Origin of the sequence: Enterobacter cloacae complex sp. I3, assembly GCF_014896175.1 — a bacterium.
In the GTDB taxonomy this organism is placed as follows: Bacteria; Pseudomonadota; Gammaproteobacteria; order Enterobacterales; family Enterobacteriaceae; genus Enterobacter; species Enterobacter bugandensis.
On sequence record NZ_JADBQZ010000021.1, the window covers coordinates 76,880 to 97,414 of the forward strand.

Annotated in this window: 21 protein-coding genes and 1 tRNA gene; 10 read left to right on the forward strand and 12 right to left on the reverse strand. The window is 56.9% G+C overall.

Features of this window, described 5'->3' with window-relative positions:
• Nucleotides 1-10: 10 nt before the first annotated feature.
• A complete protein-coding gene (locus tag IM271_RS17060) occupies nt 11-337 on the reverse strand; it encodes a YggL family protein (RefSeq protein WP_028014375.1) in 327 nt (108 codons plus the stop codon).
• A complete protein-coding gene (gene trmB, locus IM271_RS17065; RefSeq protein ID WP_028014376.1) occupies nt 337-1,056 on the reverse strand; it encodes a tRNA (guanosine(46)-N7)-methyltransferase TrmB in 720 nt (239 codons plus the stop codon). Before trmB ends, IM271_RS17060 begins: the two co-directional genes overlap by 1 nt.
• A gap of 144 nt (nt 1,057-1,200) precedes the next feature.
• Here trmB and mutY point away from each other — a divergent pair, with 144 nt between their 5' ends.
• The 4 genes from mutY to IM271_RS17085 all read left to right on the forward strand — a co-directional run bounded on the left by mutY (nt 1,201) and on the right by IM271_RS17085 (nt 5,210).
• Nucleotides 1,201-2,253: an A/G-specific adenine glycosylase gene (mutY, locus tag IM271_RS17070; protein ID WP_169804859.1), complete on the forward strand. Its 1,053-nt coding sequence runs from the start codon at nt 1,201-1,203 to the stop codon at nt 2,251-2,253.
• 26 nt (nt 2,254-2,279) lie between these two features.
• The gene (locus tag IM271_RS17075) at nt 2,280-2,552 is read left to right on the forward strand and encodes an oxidative damage protection protein (protein WP_023309138.1); all 273 of its coding nucleotides are present in this window, start codon (nt 2,280-2,282) and stop codon (nt 2,550-2,552) included.
• A 56-nt stretch (nt 2,553-2,608) separates the two neighbouring features.
• Entirely contained in the window at nt 2,609-3,685 is a 1,077-nt protein-coding gene (gene mltC, locus IM271_RS17080) for a membrane-bound lytic murein transglycosylase MltC (protein WP_045260773.1), read from the forward strand.
• A 268-nt stretch (nt 3,686-3,953) separates the two neighbouring features.
• Entirely contained in the window at nt 3,954-5,210 is a 1,257-nt protein-coding gene (locus IM271_RS17085) for a nucleoside permease (RefSeq protein ID WP_041908317.1), read from the forward strand.
• Nucleotides 5,211-5,289: 79 nt separating this feature from the next.
• Here IM271_RS17085 and citG read toward each other — a convergent pair whose 3' ends face one another.
• Genes citG through IM271_RS17125 form a run of 8 tightly spaced genes read right to left on the reverse strand, consistent with a single transcriptional unit; the run spans nt 5,290 to nt 12,598 of the window.
• Nucleotides 5,290-6,093 (reverse strand): triphosphoribosyl-dephospho-CoA synthase CitG, encoded by an 804-nt coding sequence (gene citG, locus IM271_RS17090; RefSeq protein WP_063155146.1) that lies wholly within the window; start codon nt 6,091-6,093, stop codon nt 5,290-5,292.
• Nucleotides 6,071-6,610: a citrate lyase holo-[acyl-carrier protein] synthase gene (gene citX, locus IM271_RS17095; protein ID WP_063155147.1), complete on the reverse strand. Its 540-nt coding sequence runs from the start codon at nt 6,608-6,610 to the stop codon at nt 6,071-6,073. Before citX ends, citG begins: the two co-directional genes overlap by 23 nt.
• A complete protein-coding gene (citF, locus tag IM271_RS17100; RefSeq protein ID WP_126344914.1) occupies nt 6,607-8,130 on the reverse strand; it encodes a citrate lyase subunit alpha in 1,524 nt (507 codons plus the stop codon). The genes citX and citF overlap by 4 nt, the downstream gene beginning before the upstream one ends.
• Nucleotides 8,131-8,140: 10 nt before the next feature.
• Complete coding sequence (gene citE, locus IM271_RS17105) at nt 8,141-9,016, reverse strand: citrate (pro-3S)-lyase subunit beta (protein WP_028014383.1); 876 nt, start codon at nt 9,014-9,016, stop codon at nt 8,141-8,143.
• Nucleotides 9,013-9,306, reverse strand: coding sequence for a citrate lyase acyl carrier protein (gene citD / locus IM271_RS17110; RefSeq protein WP_193052919.1), 294 nt, complete (start codon nt 9,304-9,306; stop codon nt 9,013-9,015). The genes citE and citD overlap by 4 nt, the downstream gene beginning before the upstream one ends.
• A gap of 16 nt (nt 9,307-9,322) precedes the next feature.
• Nucleotides 9,323-10,345 carry a [citrate (pro-3S)-lyase] ligase gene (gene citC / locus IM271_RS17115; protein WP_028014385.1) on the reverse strand — a complete coding sequence of 341 codons (1,023 nt, stop codon included), beginning with the start codon at nt 10,343-10,345 and terminating at the stop codon, nt 9,323-9,325.
• 10 nt (nt 10,346-10,355) lie between these two features.
• Nucleotides 10,356-11,219, reverse strand: coding sequence for a fumarylacetoacetate hydrolase family protein (locus IM271_RS17120; protein WP_193052920.1), 864 nt, complete (start codon nt 11,217-11,219; stop codon nt 10,356-10,358).
• Nucleotides 11,220-11,236: 17 nt separating this feature from the next.
• Nucleotides 11,237-12,598 carry a 2-hydroxycarboxylate transporter family protein gene (locus tag IM271_RS17125; protein WP_045630637.1) on the reverse strand — a complete coding sequence of 454 codons (1,362 nt, stop codon included), beginning with the start codon at nt 12,596-12,598 and terminating at the stop codon, nt 11,237-11,239.
• 293 nt (nt 12,599-12,891) lie between these two features.
• On the opposite strand from IM271_RS17125, the gene IM271_RS20360 reads away from it, so the two are divergent.
• Genes IM271_RS20360 through IM271_RS17135 form a run of 3 tightly spaced genes read left to right on the forward strand, consistent with a single transcriptional unit; the run spans nt 12,892 to nt 15,251 of the window.
• Complete coding sequence (locus IM271_RS20360; RefSeq protein WP_248236883.1) at nt 12,892-13,077, forward strand: hypothetical protein; 186 nt, start codon at nt 12,892-12,894, stop codon at nt 13,075-13,077.
• Nucleotides 12,998-14,569, forward strand: a complete 1,572-nt coding sequence (locus IM271_RS17130; RefSeq protein WP_248236876.1) for a sensor histidine kinase — start codon at nt 12,998-13,000, stop codon at nt 14,567-14,569. Before IM271_RS20360 ends, IM271_RS17130 begins: the two co-directional genes overlap by 80 nt.
• Complete coding sequence (locus tag IM271_RS17135; protein WP_193052922.1) at nt 14,559-15,251, forward strand: response regulator; 693 nt, start codon at nt 14,559-14,561, stop codon at nt 15,249-15,251. Before IM271_RS17130 ends, IM271_RS17135 begins: the two co-directional genes overlap by 11 nt.
• A 44-nt stretch (nt 15,252-15,295) precedes the next feature.
• Here IM271_RS17135 and IM271_RS17140 read toward each other — a convergent pair whose 3' ends face one another.
• Nucleotides 15,296-17,434: an ornithine decarboxylase gene (locus IM271_RS17140; RefSeq protein ID WP_193052923.1), complete on the reverse strand. Its 2,139-nt coding sequence runs from the start codon at nt 17,432-17,434 to the stop codon at nt 15,296-15,298.
• 181 nt (nt 17,435-17,615) lie between these two features.
• On the opposite strand from IM271_RS17140, the gene IM271_RS17145 reads away from it, so the two are divergent.
• The 3 genes from IM271_RS17145 to IM271_RS17155 all read left to right on the forward strand — a co-directional run bounded on the left by IM271_RS17145 (nt 17,616) and on the right by IM271_RS17155 (nt 19,839).
• A complete protein-coding gene (locus IM271_RS17145) occupies nt 17,616-18,329 on the forward strand; it encodes a DUF554 domain-containing protein (RefSeq protein ID WP_063155152.1) in 714 nt (237 codons plus the stop codon).
• A 95-nt stretch (nt 18,330-18,424) separates the two neighbouring features.
• Nucleotides 18,425-18,500 (forward strand) — tRNA-Phe (locus IM271_RS17150).
• 520 nt (nt 18,501-19,020) lie between these two features.
• Nucleotides 19,021-19,839: a DUF4225 domain-containing protein gene (locus IM271_RS17155; RefSeq protein ID WP_193052924.1), complete on the forward strand. Its 819-nt coding sequence runs from the start codon at nt 19,021-19,023 to the stop codon at nt 19,837-19,839.
• Here the strand turns inward: IM271_RS17155 and IM271_RS17160 are convergent.
• Complete coding sequence (locus tag IM271_RS17160; RefSeq protein WP_045630641.1) at nt 19,817-20,143, reverse strand: hypothetical protein; 327 nt, start codon at nt 20,141-20,143, stop codon at nt 19,817-19,819. The genes IM271_RS17155 and IM271_RS17160 overlap by 23 nt on opposite strands.
• Nucleotides 20,144-20,535: the final 392 nt, after the last annotated feature.

Sequence of the window (20,535 nt, forward strand, 5' to 3'; positions counted from 1 at the left end):
TACTGCTTTATTAGTCCCACCAAACGTCGAAAAGTTCGCTCACGCGGACATCTTCCAGCTTGTGCTCTTCAAGCCATTTGCGAACCAGGGCCTGATGTTCTTCGGTGCATTTGCCCACTTCCTGGGTGCAGATCAGACCTTCCCACGCCAGGTAGCCGCTACCGTCGAAGGCCAGCTTGTTTGGCTCGATTACCTCGTTGATGAACGCATCAACGTCCTGGTCGATCTGCTCAACGCTGGTGCCTTCCGGGAAACGCCAGGCAACGGAGAAGCCCACTTCCTGGAATTCTTCGATGTGCATCTTTTTACGCAGACGACGGCTACGATTCTTTGCCATTATTTCACCCTCTCGAACATTAAGTCCCATACGCCGTGACCAAGACGATGGCCACGCTGTTCAAATTTTGTCACCGGACGCGATTCCGGACGCGGTACGTAGTCGTTGCTCTCGGACTGATTTTTGTACCCGTCCAGCGACGACATCACTTCCAGCATGTGTTCCGCATAAGGTTCCCAGTCGGTCGCCATGTGGAAAACGCCGCCCAGCTTGAGCTTGCTTTTCACCAGCTCGGCAAACGGTGCCTGAACGATACGGCGTTTATTATGACGCGCTTTGTGCCATGGGTCAGGGAAAAAGAGCTGAACCATATTCAAAGAATTGTCAGGAATCATTTTGTGCAGCACTTCCACCGCGTCGTGACACATCACGCGCAGGTTCTCAACGCCCTCTTCGTGGGCCGTTGCCAGGCACGCGCCGACGCCCGGGGAGTGTACTTCAATGCCGAGGAAGTTCTGCTCCGGGCGCGCTTTCGCCATGGTGACCAGCGAGGTGCCCATACCAAACCCGATCTCCAGCGTGACGGGCGCGTCGCGGCCAAACAGCTCGGTAAAGTCGAGCGGCTGCTCGCTGAACTCAACGCCCATCACCGGCCAGTAGTTGTCCAGCGCGTGTTGCTGCCCTTTGGTCAGGCGGCCCTGACGGCGGACAAAGCTGCGAATACGGCGCAGCGGGCGACCGTTTTCATCAAATTCCGGTGAAATGACGTCGTTTTTCATAAAAGAGTTGTCTGCTTGTGAGAATGTTCGGGAAACGGGCATTATCCAAAGTTAAGGCTTCTATGCAAGCATGGGAAAGATCCGGTTTACAGCAGATGGACGCTGTGCTGCAATCTGCGTCCCTGATTATGCGAATCGATGACCATGCAAGCCTCTCAATTTTCAGCCCAGGTGCTGGACTGGTACGACAAATACGGGCGTAAAACCCTGCCCTGGCAAATTGAAAAAACGCCCTACAAAGTATGGCTCTCCGAGGTGATGTTGCAACAAACGCAGGTCGCCACCGTAATCCCTTACTTCGAGCGTTTTATGGCACGCTTCCCGACGGTCACCGACCTGGCAAACGCGCCGTTGGACGAAGTGCTGCACCTGTGGACCGGGCTGGGCTATTACGCCCGCGCGCGCAACCTGCACAAGGCCGCGCAGCAGGTCGCCACCCGCCACAACGGTAAATTCCCGGAAACCTTCGACGAGGTGGCCGATTTACCCGGTGTCGGACGTTCAACCGCAGGCGCGATCCTCTCCCTTTCATTAGGCAAGCATTTCCCGATCCTCGACGGCAACGTGAAGCGCGTGCTCGCACGCTGCTACGCCGTTGACGGCTGGCCGGGTAAGAAAGACGTTGAAAAACGCCTGTGGGAGATCGCTGAAGCGGTGACCCCGGCGAAGGGCGTAGAGCGTTTTAACCAGGCGATGATGGATCTCGGCGCGATGGTCTGCACGCGCTCAAAACCAAAGTGCGAACTCTGCCCGGTGAACAACCTCTGCGTGGCGTATGCCAACCAGTCATGGGCGCAGTATCCGGGTAAGAAACCTAAACAGACGCTGCCGGAGCGCACCGGCTATATGCTGCTGATGCAGCACGGTGACGAGGTCTTCCTCGCCCAGCGTCCGCCGAGCGGTCTGTGGGGTGGTCTATACTGCTTCCCACAGTTTGAAGATGAAGACTTGCTGCGTGAATGGCTTAAACAGCGCGGCATTGCGGCAGATACCCTGACGCAGCTGACCGCGTTTCGCCACACCTTCAGCCATTTCCATCTGGATATAGTACCGATGTGGCTTCCCGTGTCCTCATTCACCTCCTGCATGGATGAAGGCACCGCTCTCTGGTATAACTTAGCGCAACCGCCATCAGTCGGGCTGGCGGCTCCCGTGGAGCGCCTGTTACAGCAATTACGTGCCGGTGCAATGGTTTAGCATCGGCAACACAAAGAGGAATACGTATGGCCAGAACCATTTTTTGTACTTTCCTGCAGCGCGACGCTGAAGGCCAGGATTTCCAGCTCTACCCGGGCGACCTGGGCAAGCGCATCTATAACGAGATCTCCAAAGAAGCCTGGGGACAGTGGCAGAAAAAACAGACTATGCTGATCAACGAGAAAAAGCTCAGCATGATGAACCCGGAGCACCGCAAGCTGCTGGAGCAGGAGATGGTGAGCTTCCTGTTCGAGGGCAAAGACGTCCACATCGAAGGCTATACGCCGCCGGAAAAATAACAGCGTGCGGGTGAAACCCCGCCGTAAAAGCAAACACAACACGCACTCCCGGAATGATGAAAAAACTTTTAGCGCTAGCCCTTGTTGCGCCGTTGCTGGTCTCGTGCTCGTCCAAAAAAGGCGATGATTACAACGAAGCCTGGGTCAAGGACACCAACGGTTTTGACATTTTGATGGGGCAGTTTGCCCATAACATCGAGAACATATGGGGATTTAACGAAGTTCTTATTGCCGGACCGAAGGACTACGTTAAGTACACCGACGCCTATCTGACCCGTAGCCACATCAACTTTGATGAGGGTACGATCACCATTGAGACCATCGCAGGCACCGACCCTGCGGCACGGCTGCGTCAGGCGATCGTCAAAACCCTGCTGATGGGTGACGATCCGGGATCTATCGATCTCTACTCCGATGCGGACGACATCACCATTTCGAAAGAGCCGTTCCTGTACGGTCAGGTTGTCGACCAGACCGGACAGCCGATCCGCTGGGAAGGTCGCGCCACGAAATTTGCCGACTACCTGCTGCAGACGCGCCTGAAGAGCCGCTCTAACGGCCTGAAGATTATCTACAGCGTTACCATTAACCTTGTCCCGAACCACCTCGACAAGCGTGCGCATAAGTATCTGGGCATGGTGCGTCAGGCATCGCGTAAGTATGGCGTGGACGAGTCTCTGATCCTGGCGATTATGCAGACCGAATCCTCGTTCAACCCGTACGCGGTGAGCCGTTCCGACGCGCTGGGGCTGATGCAGGTTGTCCAGCACAGCGCCGGTAAAGACGTCTTCCGCTCGCAGGGGAAATCCGGCACGCCGAGCCGCAGCTACCTGTTCGATCCGCAAAGCAACATTGATACCGGCACGGCCTATCTGGCGATGCTGAACAATGTCTATCTCGGCGGAATTGATAACCCGACGTCGCGTCGCTACGCGGTAATCACCGCCTATAACGGCGGCGCGGGCAGCGTGCTGCGCGTCTTCTCGAATGACAAAGTGCAGGCTGCGAACATCATCAACAGCATGGCGCCGGGGGATGTTTACTCTACCCTCACCACCCGCCACCCGTCTGCGGAATCCCGCCGGTACCTGTATAAGGTGAATACGGCGCAGAAAAACTATCGTCGTCGATAATCAACACACCTTCTCCAGCAAGGAGAAGGCGTTCTGCTTACCCTCTCCCTGTGGGAGAGGGTCAGGGTGAGGGCATCAGGCCGCACCTATCCTCCACCCATACGAAAATGTTATTTGCATCACAATCCAAACTGCAAATTAATGTGGATTGCATTTTTTTGCGGGAGGTAACAAAACATATCGTTGCCAACTGATAGAATTGCATCAAATAACAACCCTGAATGTTCCTATAACAACATATCTCCCGCTCACTTGTGAGGAAAGTAACATGAACCTTAAGCTGCAGCTTAAAATCTTGTCGTTTCTGCAGTTCTGCCTGTGGGGTAGCTGGCTGACTACACTCGGCTCCTATATGTTTGTGACGCTCAAGTTTGATGGTGCGTCAATCGGTGCCGTCTACAGCTCGCTGGGTATTGCGGCTGTTTTCATGCCAACGCTGCTCGGTATCGTGGCGGATAAATGGTTAAGTGCGAAATGGCTGTATATGCTTTGCCATCTGGTGGGTGCGGGGACGCTGTTTATGGCGGCCGAAGTGACCACGCCGGGGGCGATGTTTATGGTGATCCTGCTTAACTCGCTGGCGTATATGCCAACGCTTGGGCTGATCAACTCCATCTCCTACTACCGCCTGAAATCTGCCGGCCTGGATATCGTCACCGACTTCCCGCCAATCCGTATCTGGGGCACCATCGGCTTTATCATGGCGATGTGGGGCGTGAGCTTCGCGGGCTTCGAGCTGAGCCACATGCAGCTGTATATTGGTGCTGCGCTCTCCGTACTGCTGGCGCTGTTCACCCTGACGCTGCCAACCATTCCGGTATCTAACCAGCAGAAAAACCAGAGCTGGAGCACCATGCTTGGCCTGGATGCCTTCGCGCTGTTCAAAAACAAGCGCATGGCGATCTTCTTTATCTTCTCCATGCTGCTGGGCGCGGAGCTGCAAATCACCAACATGTTCGGCAACACCTTCCTGCACAGCTTCGATAACGATCCGCTGTTTGCCGGGAGCTTTATCGTTGAGCACGCGTCAGTGATGATGTCCATCTCGCAGATCTCCGAGACGCTGTTCATCCTGACCATCCCGTTCTTCCTGAGCCGCTACGGCATCAAAAACGTCATGCTGATCAGTATCGCCGCGTGGATGCTGCGCTTCGGCCTGTTCGCCTACGGCGACCCGAGCGCGTTCGGCACCGTGCTGCTGGTGCTGTCGATGATTGTTTACGGCTGCGCCTTCGACTTCTTCAACATTTCCGGTTCGGTGTTTGTGGAAAAAGAGGTGAAGCCTGAAATCCGCGCCAGCGCGCAGGGCATGTTCCTGATGATGACTAACGGCTTCGGCTGTATTCTGGGCGGCGTGGTGAGCGGTAAAGTGGTTGAGATGTACACCACCAACGGTATCACCGACTGGCAGCCCGTGTGGCTGATCTTCGCGGCGTATTCGCTGGTGCTGTTCTTCGCGTTCCTCGCGCTGTTCAAGTACAAGCACGTTCGCACAGCGCACGGTACACAGCCGATTGCGCATTAATTGTTGTGCCCGGTGGCGCTTCGCTTACCGGGCCTACAAAACCAGACCGTAGGCCGGGTAAGGCGTAGCCGCCACCCGGCTATTTTATTGCAGAGAGCACCCACCCCACCGACAGCAAATCCGCGCTGCCGCCCGGACTCAGGTTTCGTTCAATCAGTGCCTTATCCATCTTAAGCAACGCCTCGCGATCCCAGCCGTTAGCCAGCAGTTCCCGCGCATAGCCCTGAACGTAGCGCAGCCCCTGAATGCCGCCGCGTGACACGAGATTACTGTCCTGATTGACCGCCATCAGGCCCAACAGCAGGCCGTGAAGCGACTGTCCGTTCCACTGCCCTAGCGCCTTACGCACCGTCGCAAAGCCGCTCTCCGCCTCGCCTCGCGCCCCGGTTAAGCCATACTGCTGAAACTGCCGCTCGCCCGCCGTCGCCTGCCCGCTGCGCGCTGCCAGCTCCCGCGACACCAGCCCGCGGCAGATGTTACTCACCTCACAACAGAGGCTGTCCGCAGAGACATTTTTCACACGCCCGGCAGCGAAGCACAGCAGGCCGAGAGCAAAAATCCCGCCCTTATGCGTGTTCACGCCGTTCGTCGCGGCATACATCGCCTGCTCGCAGGCCAGCCCCATCGGGCGGAGAAGCCGCAGCTGTGCGTCAGCGGGTTTATCCGCATGCACGTTACCGAGTTCAGCAAAGCGCGAAAACCACGGCGTGATTGCCGCGATGCTGCGGACAAACAGCGCGTGGTCCATATCGCGATGGGAACCGTTGTTGAGCTTGTCCACCAGCCCCGGTTTGGGCGTCAGCTCCAGTTCCTGCCACAGCGCCGCTTCGGCAAGCGCGGGCACATCAATCGGGCGCGGTTTAGTCGCGAGCAAACCAGTCATCGATCGTCTTCTCCACGCGGGAAACAACCTGCTCAACGGGGTGATTGCGCGAACGGGAGCAGGCATGCGCGGGCTCGTCGCAGATCAGACAGCGCCTGAGGTTTGCCCCCAGCGACTGACGCCCGACGTGGCCGTGCTGAGGGCAGATCACGTCCAGATCCCACAGCCTGCCGAGCGGGTGCGTCTGCTCCAGTTCCGCGCAGTGCGCTTTGATTTCCGCCGCCGCATGGGCGACGCACCACAAGGCTTCCGGTCCGGTGGGCAGCCACAGCACCTGCCGGTCCAGCACCTGCCAGCGGTTCTCCCACAGCAGCTGGTCGCACATCTGGAGCGCCACGCCCATGGTGTTGCGATAGCGCAGGCTGTCCTTGATTTCCCCTGGCGTGACCAGCGTGAGGGAGATCACCGGCTGTTTATAGTGCTCAAGCATGTCAGCCTGACGGGCTGCGCGACGCTCTTTCGCCGCCAGCAGTTCCTCGAGGCTGACACCCGCCCGCACGGGTGTCGCTAAAATCATACTGACTCCTTCACCTGTCGTACGGTGTCGATCACGCTGCCGTCGCGGTAGCGGATCACCCCGACGATTTTGTCGGTAAATTCAATCGGTTTCGGTATGCCGGTCAGGGAAATCGCCCGCTCATAGAGCGCGCTGATGTCCACTACCTTCAGCCCGGCCGCCAGCAGCCGCTCGCGGATCTCCGGGCGCGCCGGGTTGACTGCAATACCGTGGTCGGTGACCAGCACGTCGATGCTTTCGCCCGGCGTGAGGCGCGTGGTGACGCGCTTCACGACCGTCGGAATGCGGCTGCGCAGCAGCGGCGCGACGACGATGGTCAGGTTGGCTGCCGCCGCCACGTCGCAGTGCCCGCCGGATGCGCCACGCATCACGCCGTCGGAGCCGGTGATAACGTTGACGTTGAAATCAACGTCAATTTCCAGGGCGCTGAGGATCACCACGTCGAGCTGGTCGCAGCTTGCCGCCTTGCTGCCGGGGTTGGCGTAGACGTTGGTGGAGATCTCTACGTGGTTCGGGTTGCGCGCCAGCGAGGCCGCCGCCTGACCGTCAAAGCACTGGGTGTCGAGCAGCTTTTCGATGAGCCCCTTCTCGTGCAGATCCACCAGGCTGCCGGTGATGCCGCCGAGCGCAAAGCGCGCCTTTACGCCGCTGCGCTCCATCTTCTCTTCCATAAAGCGGGTGCAGGCGGTGGCCGCCGCGCCGGAGCCGGTCTGCATCGAGAAGCCCGGCTTGAAGTAGCCGGAATGCTCGATCACGTCCGCCGCATAGCGGGCGATCATCAGCTCGCGCGGGTTGCTGGTGACGCGCGCCGCGCCGACGCTGATTTTCGCCGGGTCGCCCACACTCTCCACCTGCACGATGTAGTCCACCTGGTCCTGCACCAGGCTGGCGGGCATATTGGGAAATGGCACCAGTTCTTCAGTCAGCAGCACCACCTTGCGGGCAAAGTGCGCGTCCACCATGGCGTAGCCCAGCGAGCCGCAGCATGATTTGCCGTGCGTGCCGTTAGCATTGCCAAACGCATCGCTGCACGGCACGCCGAGAAACGCCACGTCGATATTCAGCTCGCCGTCCTGGAGCAGCTTCACGCGCCCGCCGTGGGAGTGAATGTGTACCGGCTCGTCCATCAGCCCGTGAGAGATGGCGTCCGCCAGCCTGCCGCGCATGCCCGAGGTGTAAATCCGGGTGATGACACCGCTTTCAATATGCTCGATCAGCGCGTCGTTGCAGGTCATCAGCGAGCTGGAGGCCAGAGTCAAATTTTTAAATCCCATCCGCGCCAGCAGCGCCACAACGGTATTGATCACCCGGTCGCCTTCGCGAAAGGCATGGTGGAAGGAGATGGTCATCCCGTCCTGCAGGCCGCTGCGCGCTACGGCTTCTTCAAGGGAGGCACATAGCTTGCGGTTGTGCTTCGCGTCACTGTCCGCCAGCCAGGGCGTCGCGCTGTGGGCAGTATCAAAGGGTTTCAGGTCCCGCAGATGGGGGAAGTTTACGTGGAGAAGTTCTGTTTGATTCATTTTGTCATCCTTACCGACGCACGCCGGAGGCCGCCGCGCGCTCCAGCACCACCTGCGCGTGGTTAATAATCGGTGCATCCACCATTTTGCCGTTGAGCGACACCACGCCCAGGCCGTTACGCTCGCCCTCTTCTGCCGCTTCAATCACCCTTTTGGCATGATCCACCTCTTCCTGCGTCGGGGCGTAGGCGTTATGCAGCAGGTCAATCTGGCGCGGGTTAATCAGCGATTTGCCGTTAAAGCCCATCTTGCGGATCAGATCGACCTCGCGAAGGAACCCGGCCTCGTCGTTAACGTCTGACCACACCACATCGAAGGCGTCGATGCCCGCGGCGCGAGCGGCGTGCAGCACGGCGCAGCGGGCATAGAACAGCTCGGTGCCGTCGCCGCGCTCGGTCTGCATGTCCATCACGTAGTCAAAGGCGGCCAGCGCGATGCCGATGAGGCGCGGGGAGCTGCGGGCAATCGCCACGGCATTGATGACGCCAATGGCCGACTCAATCGCCGCCATCACGCGGGTGGAGCCGACCTCGCGGCCGCACTCGCGTTCGATGCGCTCAAGATGGCCTTCCAGCTCGTAGACGTCGTCCGGGGTGTCGGTTTTTGGCAGGCGGATCACGTCAACACCCGCGCGCACGGCGGCTTCCAGATCCAGCAGGCCAAACGGCGTGCTGAGCGGGTTAATGCGCACCACGGTTTCGATATCCTGATACATAGGGTGCTGTAGCGCGTGGAAAACCAGCATGCGCGCGGTGTCCTTCTCACGCAGGGCGACGGCGTCCTCAAGGTCAAACATGATGGAGTCGGGGCGGTAGATAAACGCGGTGGAAAGCATGGCGGCGTTGGCGCCCGGCAGGAACAGCATACTGCGGCGGAGTTTGCTCATTTCAGCGCCTCCCAGTTGATGGCCCGTTCATCGACGGCACGCATCAGCGCGCTTTGCAGGCGGGCGCGAATAACACAGTCCAGCGCCCCTTTGTCTTCAATAATGATGAGCCCCTGGCGCACGTTCATGGCGCGCAGCGTGTCGTTGACCACCTGGCGAATGTGCTCGCCAAACTGCTTAATCACTTCACTGTGGATGACAATCTCCAGCTCTCCGTGAGCGGGGGCGATTTTCACCATCAGGTCGCTGGACTCCTGCGTTCCGGCCAGCGCCTCCCTTACAATATTCATGATAAATTCCTGATAGTTATGCGACTTCCGCACTCGCACGATAGTGTGTTTCGAGATGCGCGAAGGTGGAGTCCGGGACGATCTCCCGGATCCGGGAAAACTGCTGTGTCTTGAGTAAACGGCGCACTTCGGACGCCGAAATGGCGTTGCCGGTGGCCTTGATGCGCGGCATCTCCACCACCTCGATATGCGAAGCCAGCAGATCGTGCAGCGTCTGGTTGTACTGGCGGGTGATGTCGCAAAACGGCTCCGAGCCGATGAAGCGGTGCGTGATGCCGAGCGCCGGGGCGATGAAGTCCCGGAAGATCAGCACGTCGATCTCGCTCCACGCCTGCTGCACTTTGCCGGTCTCCTTCAAGAAGTAGGCCGGGAAGGTGGCGCGGGAGATGATGTACTGCGAGCCTTCATGCACCACCACGTTCGGCAGATGGGCCACGCCTGCGCGCACCATCTCGAGACGCGCGCTGAACGGGAAGAACGAGGCGTCTTCACGCACCACGAACAGATGCAGGGCATCGCACCGCTGCGCCGCCTGCTCCACCAGATGGCGGTGGCCGAGGGTGAACGGATTGGCGTTCATCACTATCGCGCCAGTTTTCTCCCCGCCCTTTCGCATCCGGCTTAAGGTACGGCAGTAGCGCGCGATCCCCTGCGGGGTGTTCTCCATCAGCACTGCGTTGTTCCCGCTCTGGGCAATTGGCCAGAAGCCGCTGCGGGCAAAGCGCTCCCGGTTGCACGGACGGGTGCAGAGGAAGAGGTGAAAATGGCCGCGCTCCAGCGCCGCATTTTCCACCTCTGCCAGCAGCCGCGCGCTGAGGTTTTCCCCACGAAGCTGCTCGTTGACCGCCACGCATTTGATGACGTTGCCGGCAAGTCCTGCGCAACCCACCAGCTGCGCGCCGGACCAGGCTTCGACAAACAGCGTGATGTCGTTGTCCAGGCCAAGGCCGCTGTCTGCCAGCAGGTAGCGGATCTGGCTTAAGCGTTCCGGGTGTTTCGCCACCAGTGTCTGGCGAAAATCGATGGGTTGACTGTTCATGCCGCCTTTCTCAGTGTGCCGCCGCAAGCCTGACGGCTGGCGCTTCAACAATCACGTTGCTTAGATGACCGATATGCTCGATCTCCACCTCAATGCGATCCCCCTCTTTCATAAACAGCGGCGGGTTACGCTTTTTACCCACACCGCCCGGGGAGCCGGTGATGATCACGTCGCCCGGGCTTAAGCGGGTAAAGGTGCTGATGTACTCGATGAGCTCCGCGACCTTGTGGATCATGCTGCTGGTGTTGTCCTCCTGCACCATGCGGCCGTTAAGCCAGGTGCGGATCGCCAGGCTGTGCGGGTCCGGGATCTCATCCGCCGTCGCCATCCAGGGGCCAAACGCCCCGGTCTGACGCCAGTTTTTACCGGCGGTGAACCAGGTGTGCTGCCAGTCGCGGGCGGAGCCGTCCATGTAGCAGCTGTAGCCCGCCACGTGGCGCAGGGCGTCATCGCGGCTGATGTTCTCCCCACCCTTACCGATGATCACCGCCAGCTCGCCTTCGTAGTCGAATTCGCTGGAGTGGCGCGGCTTCAGCACCGGCTCGTTGTGGCCGGTCTGTGAGTCCGGGAAGCGGACAAACAGCGTCGGAGCCGGGTTGTGCTGGTCAAACTCCTTGCGTTTGTCGGCGTAGTTCATGCCCACGCAGAGGATTTTTTCCGGCTGCACGATCACCGGCAAGAAAGTGATGGCGTTCAGCGGTACATCCACCGCGTCGTTCAGGTAACGGGTGGCCAACGCCAGCCCGTTGCCCTGCAGCAGCGCTTTAAGGTCGCCATAGCGGTCGCCCAGACGGCGGCCTAAATCAATCACGCCCTCGGCCTGAACGATGCCGTAGCTGCGTTTTCCCTGGTATAAAAAGCTTGCGAGTTTCATTGTTTTTTCCTGAATACTTAGACGAGGAAGTTGCCCAGAATCAGCAGTGAGACAGAGACGTTAATCGCCCCGCCGATACGGGTAGCAATCTGGGCGAACGGCATCAGGCTCATGCGGTTGCCTGCGGTCAGTATCGCCACGTCGCCGGTACCGCCCTGTCCGCTCTGACAGCAGGAGACGATGGCGACATCAATCGGGTGCATACCGATCTTTTTACCGACGAAGAACCCGGTCGCCACCAGCGCGGAGACGGTGCTGATAATCACCAGCAGGTTGGTCAGCGTGAAGGCGGCCACCAGTTCATGCCACGGGGTAATGGCCACGCCAACGGCGAAGAGGATCGGGTAGGTCACGGAGGTCTGGAAGAATTTGTACACCACCTGCGAGCCCTCCAACAGGCGCGGAGAGGCGCCGTTGCAGAGCTTCACCAGCACCGCCATAAACAGCATGCCGACCGGAGCAGGCAGGCCAATCAGCTTGTGGCCGAGCATCCCGAGCATATAGAGCAGCACCGCCAGCAGCGCGCCGGAGGCGATAGTCGTCACGTCCGCCTTGCCGGAGAACGCAGGCTGAGAGACGGTGGCATCGGCATTGGCGCGGTTAGGCATCAGCTGGCCTTCACCGGTCAGGTGCGGGTAACGTTTACCGAGCTGGTTCAGGCAGCCGGAGATGATGATTGCCGTCAGCCCGCCGAGCATGACCATCGGCAGCACGCGGCCGAGCGCTACGCCCTGGTCCATATGCAGCAGGGTGGCATAGCCGATGGAAAGCGGAATCGCCCCTTCCCCGACGCCGCCCGCCATGATCGGCAGAATGATAAAGAAGAAGATCTGGAACGGCTCCAGGCCCAGCGCCAGCCCCACGCCCATGCCAACAATCATGCCGACGATTTCACCGCACAGCATCGGGAAGAAGATGCGCAGGAAGCCCTGAATCAGCACCGTGCGGTTCATGCTCATGATGCTGCCGACGATAATGCAGCAGATATAGAGGTAGAGAATGTTGGTGGATTTGTAGAATTTGGTCGTGGATTCCACCACCACGTCCGGCAGCAAACCGTAGTAGACCAGCGCGGAAGGGATAAAGGTGGCGCAAATCGCCGCTGCACCAAGCTTGCCGACAATCGGCAGGCGTTTGCCGAACTCACCGCAGGCAAAGCCGAAGAAGGCCAGCGTCGCCACCATCACCACGATATCGCTCGGCAGTTTTCCGCCCAGGCAATCAATCGCGATCAGCGCACCCGCCAGAACGAACAGCGGCAGAGGAATAATCCCGATTTTCCAGGTATCCATAATATGCCACCACCGCTCCTTGAGGGATGGCCGCTGAATTTCAATCGGGTCGTGGGTAACAGAGAAAGAATCGTCAGTTGTGCTCATAATAAGCCCCTTAGTTATTTTGTGCGTTCAGCTTAGAGTCACAAAGGCCTACTTTATGTGAGGAATGGCATATTAAAAGCGAAGTTTTAATGGCAGCTATGGTTTTTATGGTTTCTTTTATTTAATGTGATTTATGCCTTATTTATTATCGTGGTTTTTATGGTTTCTTTTCTGAATTGAACGACCAAATAACATTTAACTTAGCAGCATGAAGATCTTAAGCCTTCTGGATAAATCATTTACAGCCCTTGCTGTGCAAGGGATCACAAGTTTCCCGCAAAGCGGACATCCGCATGAAAAAAGATGATATATTGACGATCTTTGCCGCTACTTTGCGTGATAGTTATGAAAGTGTCTTTCCAGATCAAGCTGTTTATTTCGCTCGTTGCCTTTTTCTCAGTGCTTTTTTTGCTGCTGGGCGGATATTATTATGCCGATGTCGGAAAACAGCTTTATCAGGAAATGAGTGCGCGCGCTAAAATACAGGCGGAAGAGATTGCGCTTATTCCGTCATTGCGTACTGAAGTTGAACAAAAAGATATCAACGCCATTCATGATTTCATGCAGAAAATGGCCGCGCACAGCGACGCCAGCTTTATTGTCATTGGCGATAATACGGGACGGCATCTTTTTCACTCCGTCTTTGCCGACAGGGTGGGCACGACGCTGGTCGGCGGCGACAATGAAGCCGTATTGCAGGGGAAAAGCACGACAACCATACGTAAAGGCGGGTTGGGCATTTCACTGCGCAGTAAAGCGCCCATTTTCAACGACGCCGGGCAGGTGGTCGGCATTGTTTCAGTTGGCTATCTCACCAGCTACCTGGACACCATTACCGTCAGTAAAGTGGTCAATATCCTGATTGCCGCCGTGCTGCTGCTGATCGCCCTCTTTGTCTTCTCCTGGTTCTTTACCCGTAGTATTAAGAAGCAGATCTTCTCCCTGGAGCCACGAGAGATCGGCCTGCTGGTGCGCCAGCAAAAGGCGATGATGGAGTCCATCTACGAAGGCGTGATCGCCATTGATAACGAACGGCGCATAGAGGTGATCAACCAGGCGGCGCGCAAACTGCTGGGCCTGAGCCAGCCGGCCCGGGAACTGCGCGGGCAGCTGATAAGCCAGGTGATCGATCCGGTCCCGTTCTTCGACACGCAGACGATGCTGGCGAAAGATACCCATGACGAGATTTGCCGCTTTAACGATCTCACGGTGATTGCCAGCCGGGTACACATCATGCTTGAGGGGTCGCTGCAGGGCTGGGTGATCACCTTCCGCGATCGCAACGAGATCGACTCGCTGAGCGCCCAGCTTAGCCAGGTCAAACGCTACGTCGATAACCTCCGCATAATGCGTCATGAGCAGCTGAACCGGATGACCACCCTCTCCGGCCTGCTTCACATGGGCCGCTATGAGGAGGCGATTGGCTACATTCAGGCGCAGTCTGAACACGCTCAGGAGCTGCTGGACTTTATCTCTTCGCGCTTCAGCTCACCGACCCTGTGCGGCCTGCTGCTGGGGAAAGCCGCCCGCGCGCGGGAGAAAGGCGTCGAGCTGTGCTTCGACCCGGCCTGTCGGCTGGACAAACCGTTCCTGCCGCTGGGAGAGCAAGAGCTGATTTCGATTATTGGTAACCTGCTGGATAACGCCATCGAAGCGACGCAGCGGTCGCCGCTTCCCCACGCGCCGGTGGAGGTGCTGATAAAGCTCAGCGAACAGGAGCTGATCATTGAAGTGGCCGACCAGGGCGTTGGCATCACGCCGGCGATCCGTGAGCGGATCTTTGAACGCGGCATCACCACCAAAACGCGCGGCGATCATGGGATTGGTCTGTATCTGATCGAAAGCTATGTCACACAGGCTGGCGGCGCGATAGAAGTTGCCGAAAATATCCCCCGCGGCGCCATTTTCTCCCTGTTTATCCCGGCCACGGGAACCGCCCGGCAACTGGAAGACACCGACTATGCAACATGAACTTATCGACGTACTGATTGTTGAAGACGAGAACGAACTGGCGCAACTGCACGCGGAGCTGATAAGCAAGCATCCGCGTCTGAGGCTGGTAGGCATTGCCTCGTCGCTGGCTGCGGCCCAGGCAGAGCTTGCAAACAAACAGCCGCAGCTGGTGCTGCTGGATAACTATCTGCCGGACGGCAAAGGGATCTCGCTGATCAATAACCCCATGTTGGCCCGCGCCAACTGCTCGGTAATTTTTATTACTGCCGCCAGCGATATGGACACCTGCAGCCAGGCCATCCGCAACGGCGCGTTCGACTACATCCTCAAACCCGTCTCCTGGAAGCGGCTCAGCCAGTCGCTGGAGCGGTTTGTGCAGTTTGCAGAACAACAGCGGGTCTGGAAGATTGTCGACCAGCAGAACGTGGATTCACTCTATCAGTTACAGGCGAAAAACTATCGTCTGGACAACGGCAGTAAGGGAATAGAGGAGAACACGCTGGCGCGGGTGCAAACGCTGTTTAACAGCAAGGCGGCGCACTGCTTTACGGTGGATGAGGTGGTGAGCGAGACGGGACTGAGTAAAACCACCACCCGACGCTATCTGGAACATTGCGTGGAGGTGGGTTTTCTGACGGTGGAGATGCTGTACGGGAAGATTGGGCATCCGAGAAGGATGTACCGCCGCGCAGAAGCCTGACGAAGTATTCCAGGCCCGGTAAGCTTGCGCCACCGGGCCTACGTTCAGACATTCAATACGTACCCATACAGCCGCTTAATCCCGTCCGCATCCTTCTCGCTGTAAACGCCCTGCAACTCCGGCGAGAAGCCCGGCAGCATATTAATGCCCTCTTCCAGCGCCAGGAAGTAACGCTGTACCGCCCCGCCCCAGACTTCTCCCGGCACCACGCACAGCACGCCTGGCGGGTACGGCAGCGCGCCTTCGGCGGCAATGCGCCCTTCAGCGTCACGAATACGCACCAGCTCCACGTTCCCGCGAATATACTCCTGGTTGGCATCCTGCGGGTTCATCACTACGGCGGGCAGGCTCTCCTGGCGGAACATCGCCTTCTGTAGATCCTTCACGTTAAAGCTGACGTAGAGATCGTGCATCTCCTGGCACAGTTGACGGATCGTGTAGTCGCGGTAACGCACCGGGTATTTTTGGTAGATGGTCGGCAGCACGTCGGCGAGCGGCGTGTCGTCTTCAATATGCTGCTCAAACTGCCCCAGCATCGCCACCAGCTGCGCCAGCTTCTCGCTGCTTTCGGCAGGCGTCAGCAGGAACAGGATCGAGTTGAGGTCGCACTTCTCCGGCACGATGCCGTTTTCGCGCAGGTAGTGGGCGAGAATGGTCGCCGGAATGCCGAAATCTGTGTAGTGACCTGTTTCTGCATCAATGCCCGGCGTGGTCAGCAGCAGCTTGCACGGGTCGACGAAATACTGCTCGCTCGCATAGCCCTCAAATCCGTGCCATTTGGCCCCCGGCTCGAAGCTAAAGAAGCGACGCTCGCTCGCAATGACCTGCGTGGGGTGATCCTGCCATGGCCGCCCCGCCACCACCGGCGGGATAAACGGTTTGATCATATGGCAGTTGGCGATGATGGCCTTGCGCGCCTCAATGCCCAGCTCGACGCACTCCGCCCACAGCCTGCGCCCGCTCTCGCCCTCGTGAATTTTGGCGTTCACGTCCAGTGCCGCAAACAGCGGATAAAACGGGCTGGTGGAGGCGTGCAGCATAAACGCGTTGTTCAGCCGCTTGTGCGGACAGAAGCGCGCCTGACCGCGGATGTGTTTATCCTTTTTATGGATCTGCGACGTTTGCGAGAACCCGGCCTGCTGCTTGTGCACCGACTGGGTCACGAAAATACCCGGATCGTTCTCGTTAAGCTCCAGCAAGAGCGGAGACGTTTCCGCCATCATCGGAATAAACTGCTCGTAGCCCACCCACGCGGAGTCAAAAAGGATGTAGTCACACAGATGGCCGATCTTGTCGATCACCTGGCGGGCGTTGTAGATCGTCCCGTCGTAGGTGCCCAGTTGAATGATCGCCAGGCGGAACGGGCGGGCCTCGTCGGCCTTTTCCGGTGCCGCCTCGCGGATCAGATCCCGCAGATACGCGTCATCAAAGCAGTGCTCGTCGATCCCGCCGATAAAGCCAAACGGATTGCGCGCCGCCTCAAGATACACCGGCGTAGCGCCCGCCTGGATCAGTGCGCCGTGGTGATTAGATTTATGGTTGTTGCGGTCGAACAGCACCAGGTCGCCGCGGGTCAGGAGCGCGTTGGTCACCACCTTGTTGGCCGCCGACGTGCCGTTCAGCACAAAGTAGGTTTTGTCCGCGTTGAATACTTTCGCCGCGAACTTTTGCGCGTGCTTGGCGGAGCCTTCGTGGATCAGCAGATCGCCCAGCTTAACGTCCGCGTTGCACATGTCGGCGCGAAACACGTTCTCACCAAAGAAATCATAGAACTGTCGCCCTGCCGGGTGTTTTTTGAAAAAAGCCCCGTGCTGGTGGCCCGGACAGGCGAAGGTGCTGTTGCCCATCTCTACATACTGGCTCAGGGTATCGAAAAAAGGCGGCAGCAATTCCTCTTCGTAACGGCAGGCGGCGCTCTCCAGTTCCAGAAACTCCTGAGCTTTACCCGAGATAATCGCCGTGACGCCATCAGGCACCTCTCCAGGCTCTTGCGAGAACATAAACACCGGTAGCTGAAAGCCCGTACGCTTCAGCAACGCGAGAATGCCGCTGTAGCTTTCAACAACGGTAATGACGACTGCCGCCACATCGGTGAAATCGGTGTTATCCAGCGTCACCTTTTCACGGTGCGTAGAAACTTTGGATACCAGTTCATGGCTGACGGCAATTTTCATGGTTTTCATAAGCGCAAATACCCTCACCGAGCGGTGAGACAGGGAGGAGAAAATTCGCGCAATCATGTCACTTTTTATTTTCACGCGCAAGAAGGAATCAGTATGCACGAAACCACCCAAAGCTAAGGCTCACGCAGCCCTGACGTGCCATAATAATGCAATATCAATGATTAAATAACAGGAGTTAAGCGTGGTTATCGGGCCATTTATCAACGCCGGAGCCGTATTGCTGGGCGGCGTACTGGGCGCAGTGTTGAGTCAGCGGCTGCCGGAGCGTATCCGTTCATCCATGCCCTCTATATTCGGCCTGGCATCCTTAGGTATCGGCATACTTTTAGTGATCAAATGCGCCAACCTGCCCGTCATGGTGCTGGCTACACTGCTCGGAGCACTGATTGGCGAGTTTTGCTATCTGGAAAAAGGCATCAATAGCGCGGTGGGCAAAGCCAAAAACCTGATTGCCCGACCGGGCAAGGCGAAACACGGCACGCACGAGTCGTTTATTCAGAACTACGTCGCCATCATTATTCTGTTTTGCGCAAGCGGCACCGGGATTTTCGGCTCGATGCAGGAAGGGATGACGGGCGACCCAAGCATATTGGTTGCAAAAGCGTTTCTCGATTTCTTCACCGCCACCATTTTCGCCACCACGCTCGGCGTTGCCGTTGCGGCGATTTGCGTGCCGATGCTGCTAATCCAGCTGGCGCTTGCCACCTGCGCCACCTTGATTCTCCCGCTGACCACGCCAGCGATGATGGCGGACTTCACCGCCGTCGGCGGCCTGCTGCTGCTGGCGACGGGCCTACGTATTTGCGGGATCAAAATGTTTGCCGTGGTGAATATGCTGCCCGCATTACTGCTCGCTATGCCGCTCTCTGCGCTCTGGACGCACTTTTTCGCTTAAGAGTGCGGCGAAATGGCGAGAGATTGCGCAGTCTGTAACGAAAACAACATTTTTCGTTGACGGCAACGGGCAGATCGGGTTTAATGCGCCCCGTTGCCCGGATAGCTCAGTCGGTAGAGCAGGGGATTGAAAATCCCCGTGTCCTTGGTTCGATTCCGAGTCCGGGCACCACTTATTTATAACCCTCGCTTCGGCGGGGGTTTTTGCTTTCTGAGTCAGCAACTTGTAGGTTTACCAGTAGTTACCCTCCTTATCTCTCCTCCGACCCCGCTTCCCGGTGGTACAACTGGCGTGTTTATCGCCTTTACCGCCACACAGAAGCAGAAAAACCTGACCTTCACCGATCTATTTGAGCATTACAAATGCACATATCAACTGGACAGAGCCCGACAGAGCGGCATCACGTATCCGTGATTACACCCCATCGGCTAACTGTTTTATTAGATTGATTGGTGGTAAATCCATCCGGGACATCCTGAAAAGTGACCTGTCGGCGTTCCGTACACTGCTGGAACAGTCCCAGGCTAACCGCAGTAAAGTAGGCCGAGGAACGAAGCTGTAAAAAGCGACTTCTACTTCAGACACCGTAACCACATTGCTACTATTTTGTGTGTGCGTTGGCACGCATGGCTGTCAGGGGGGCGTTTATCAGTCTAAGCAGAGGCCGGTAAAGCAATTGAGAGGAACTACAATGGATGCAGCATTACTTAACATGATGCGCTCAGGTGGAAGAAATAAAGCCTGGGCGGAAACGATGGTGAATATGGAAGCCAGGAAACTGGTAAATACAGCCAACACTCTGTCGGCTTTTCATCTCAGCGATAGTTTGACTCGAATGAAGTTTGTTCAGGAAATTCGGGACCTCATAGAAGAACAATTTACGTTAGCTCGTCAGGCTAAATCAGATGAAGAATGCATGGAATGCGTTAAGATTCTCAGAGAAGAAAACAGTAACCTGCTGGAACAAGCGCGTTTATTAAGAACGAAGGCAGCGAAGCTTTACGCTAAAGTCGAGTTTATCCGAGAGAATAACAAAATTGTTGGGTATGTGATCTCGGCTGTTAGTGTTGTCCTGGCCGGTGCTGAAATAGCCGCAGGATTTACCCTCATAGGCACTATGACCCCTCTCGGGGTTCTTGCTGGTGCGATTCTGGTTACTGACGGGGCAAACAGCATCAGTAAAGAAGTGGCTCGCTACGCAACTAACAACACTACCAGTGAAGGGCTGGTCGCGAATGCCGCGATGTCTACAGCTGAGTTTATGGGCTTTAGTCGTGAGAATGGGTTAGGTGTCTACAAATCAATTTCACTGGCCGCTAATGCGTACACCATTTTTGGCTTGTTACGGCGACCTGGTACCTGGCGACTGTTTCGTTATCTCCCTGCTGACTATTACCGAAAGGTGAGCACACTGAGCCGCCCGCAGCTTACAATGAAAATAGCGGGTTATGGCGTGAAAGCTAAGATTATTTTTGATCTGTTGTCCGTCAGCGACCCGTCCCAGAATTAGTCAGCATTTTACGATAACGCCAGGATTTGTAGCCAAGTTTTGCTGGCGTTATATACCAGATGAAAGGTAGTACAATCAATAACGTGAGTGCAAGTGTCAGGCTTGTATCCTTGGATGCAAGTAAAAGAGTTAAAGCCAGTATGATGAAGGCAATAATAGTTATCCACTTCATAGCCTTAAAACGATTGGCCAGATCATGAGTTACGCTATCAAACGAACCACCGTAATTTTCAATATTGTTTTTTAGCTTTTGAATATCTCGTTTGCTAAAACCTGATTTTAAAAGTGCCTCTTCGCTGGTCATTCTGTTATCCGTCCCATAACTCACTGAAACCTGTGACGAAGTTTAACTTAATTTGGCGGATAAATCGCTACCTGGCGATATTCATCAAATTTATATATATCAACGAGTTGAAGATATCTTAGAGTATACGCTCGAAAACTGACATTATTGCCCACTGCGGAACTTCGCTGGTAGCAACTCTAATGACTCCTTCGGGGCCGTTTCCAACATCTTCCGCCCTGCCCGGTAGAAGCAACATGCAGATCACCACAGGAGGCTGAATCATGCACGATGAAATCATTAATCAGGCCCGCGAAATCCTCCCTCAGCGGCTCAACCATACCGACACACTGGCATCACAGCAGGACACCGCGTACTATCTGGCCCAACAGTGAAGCGCAACGCTGCTGCTG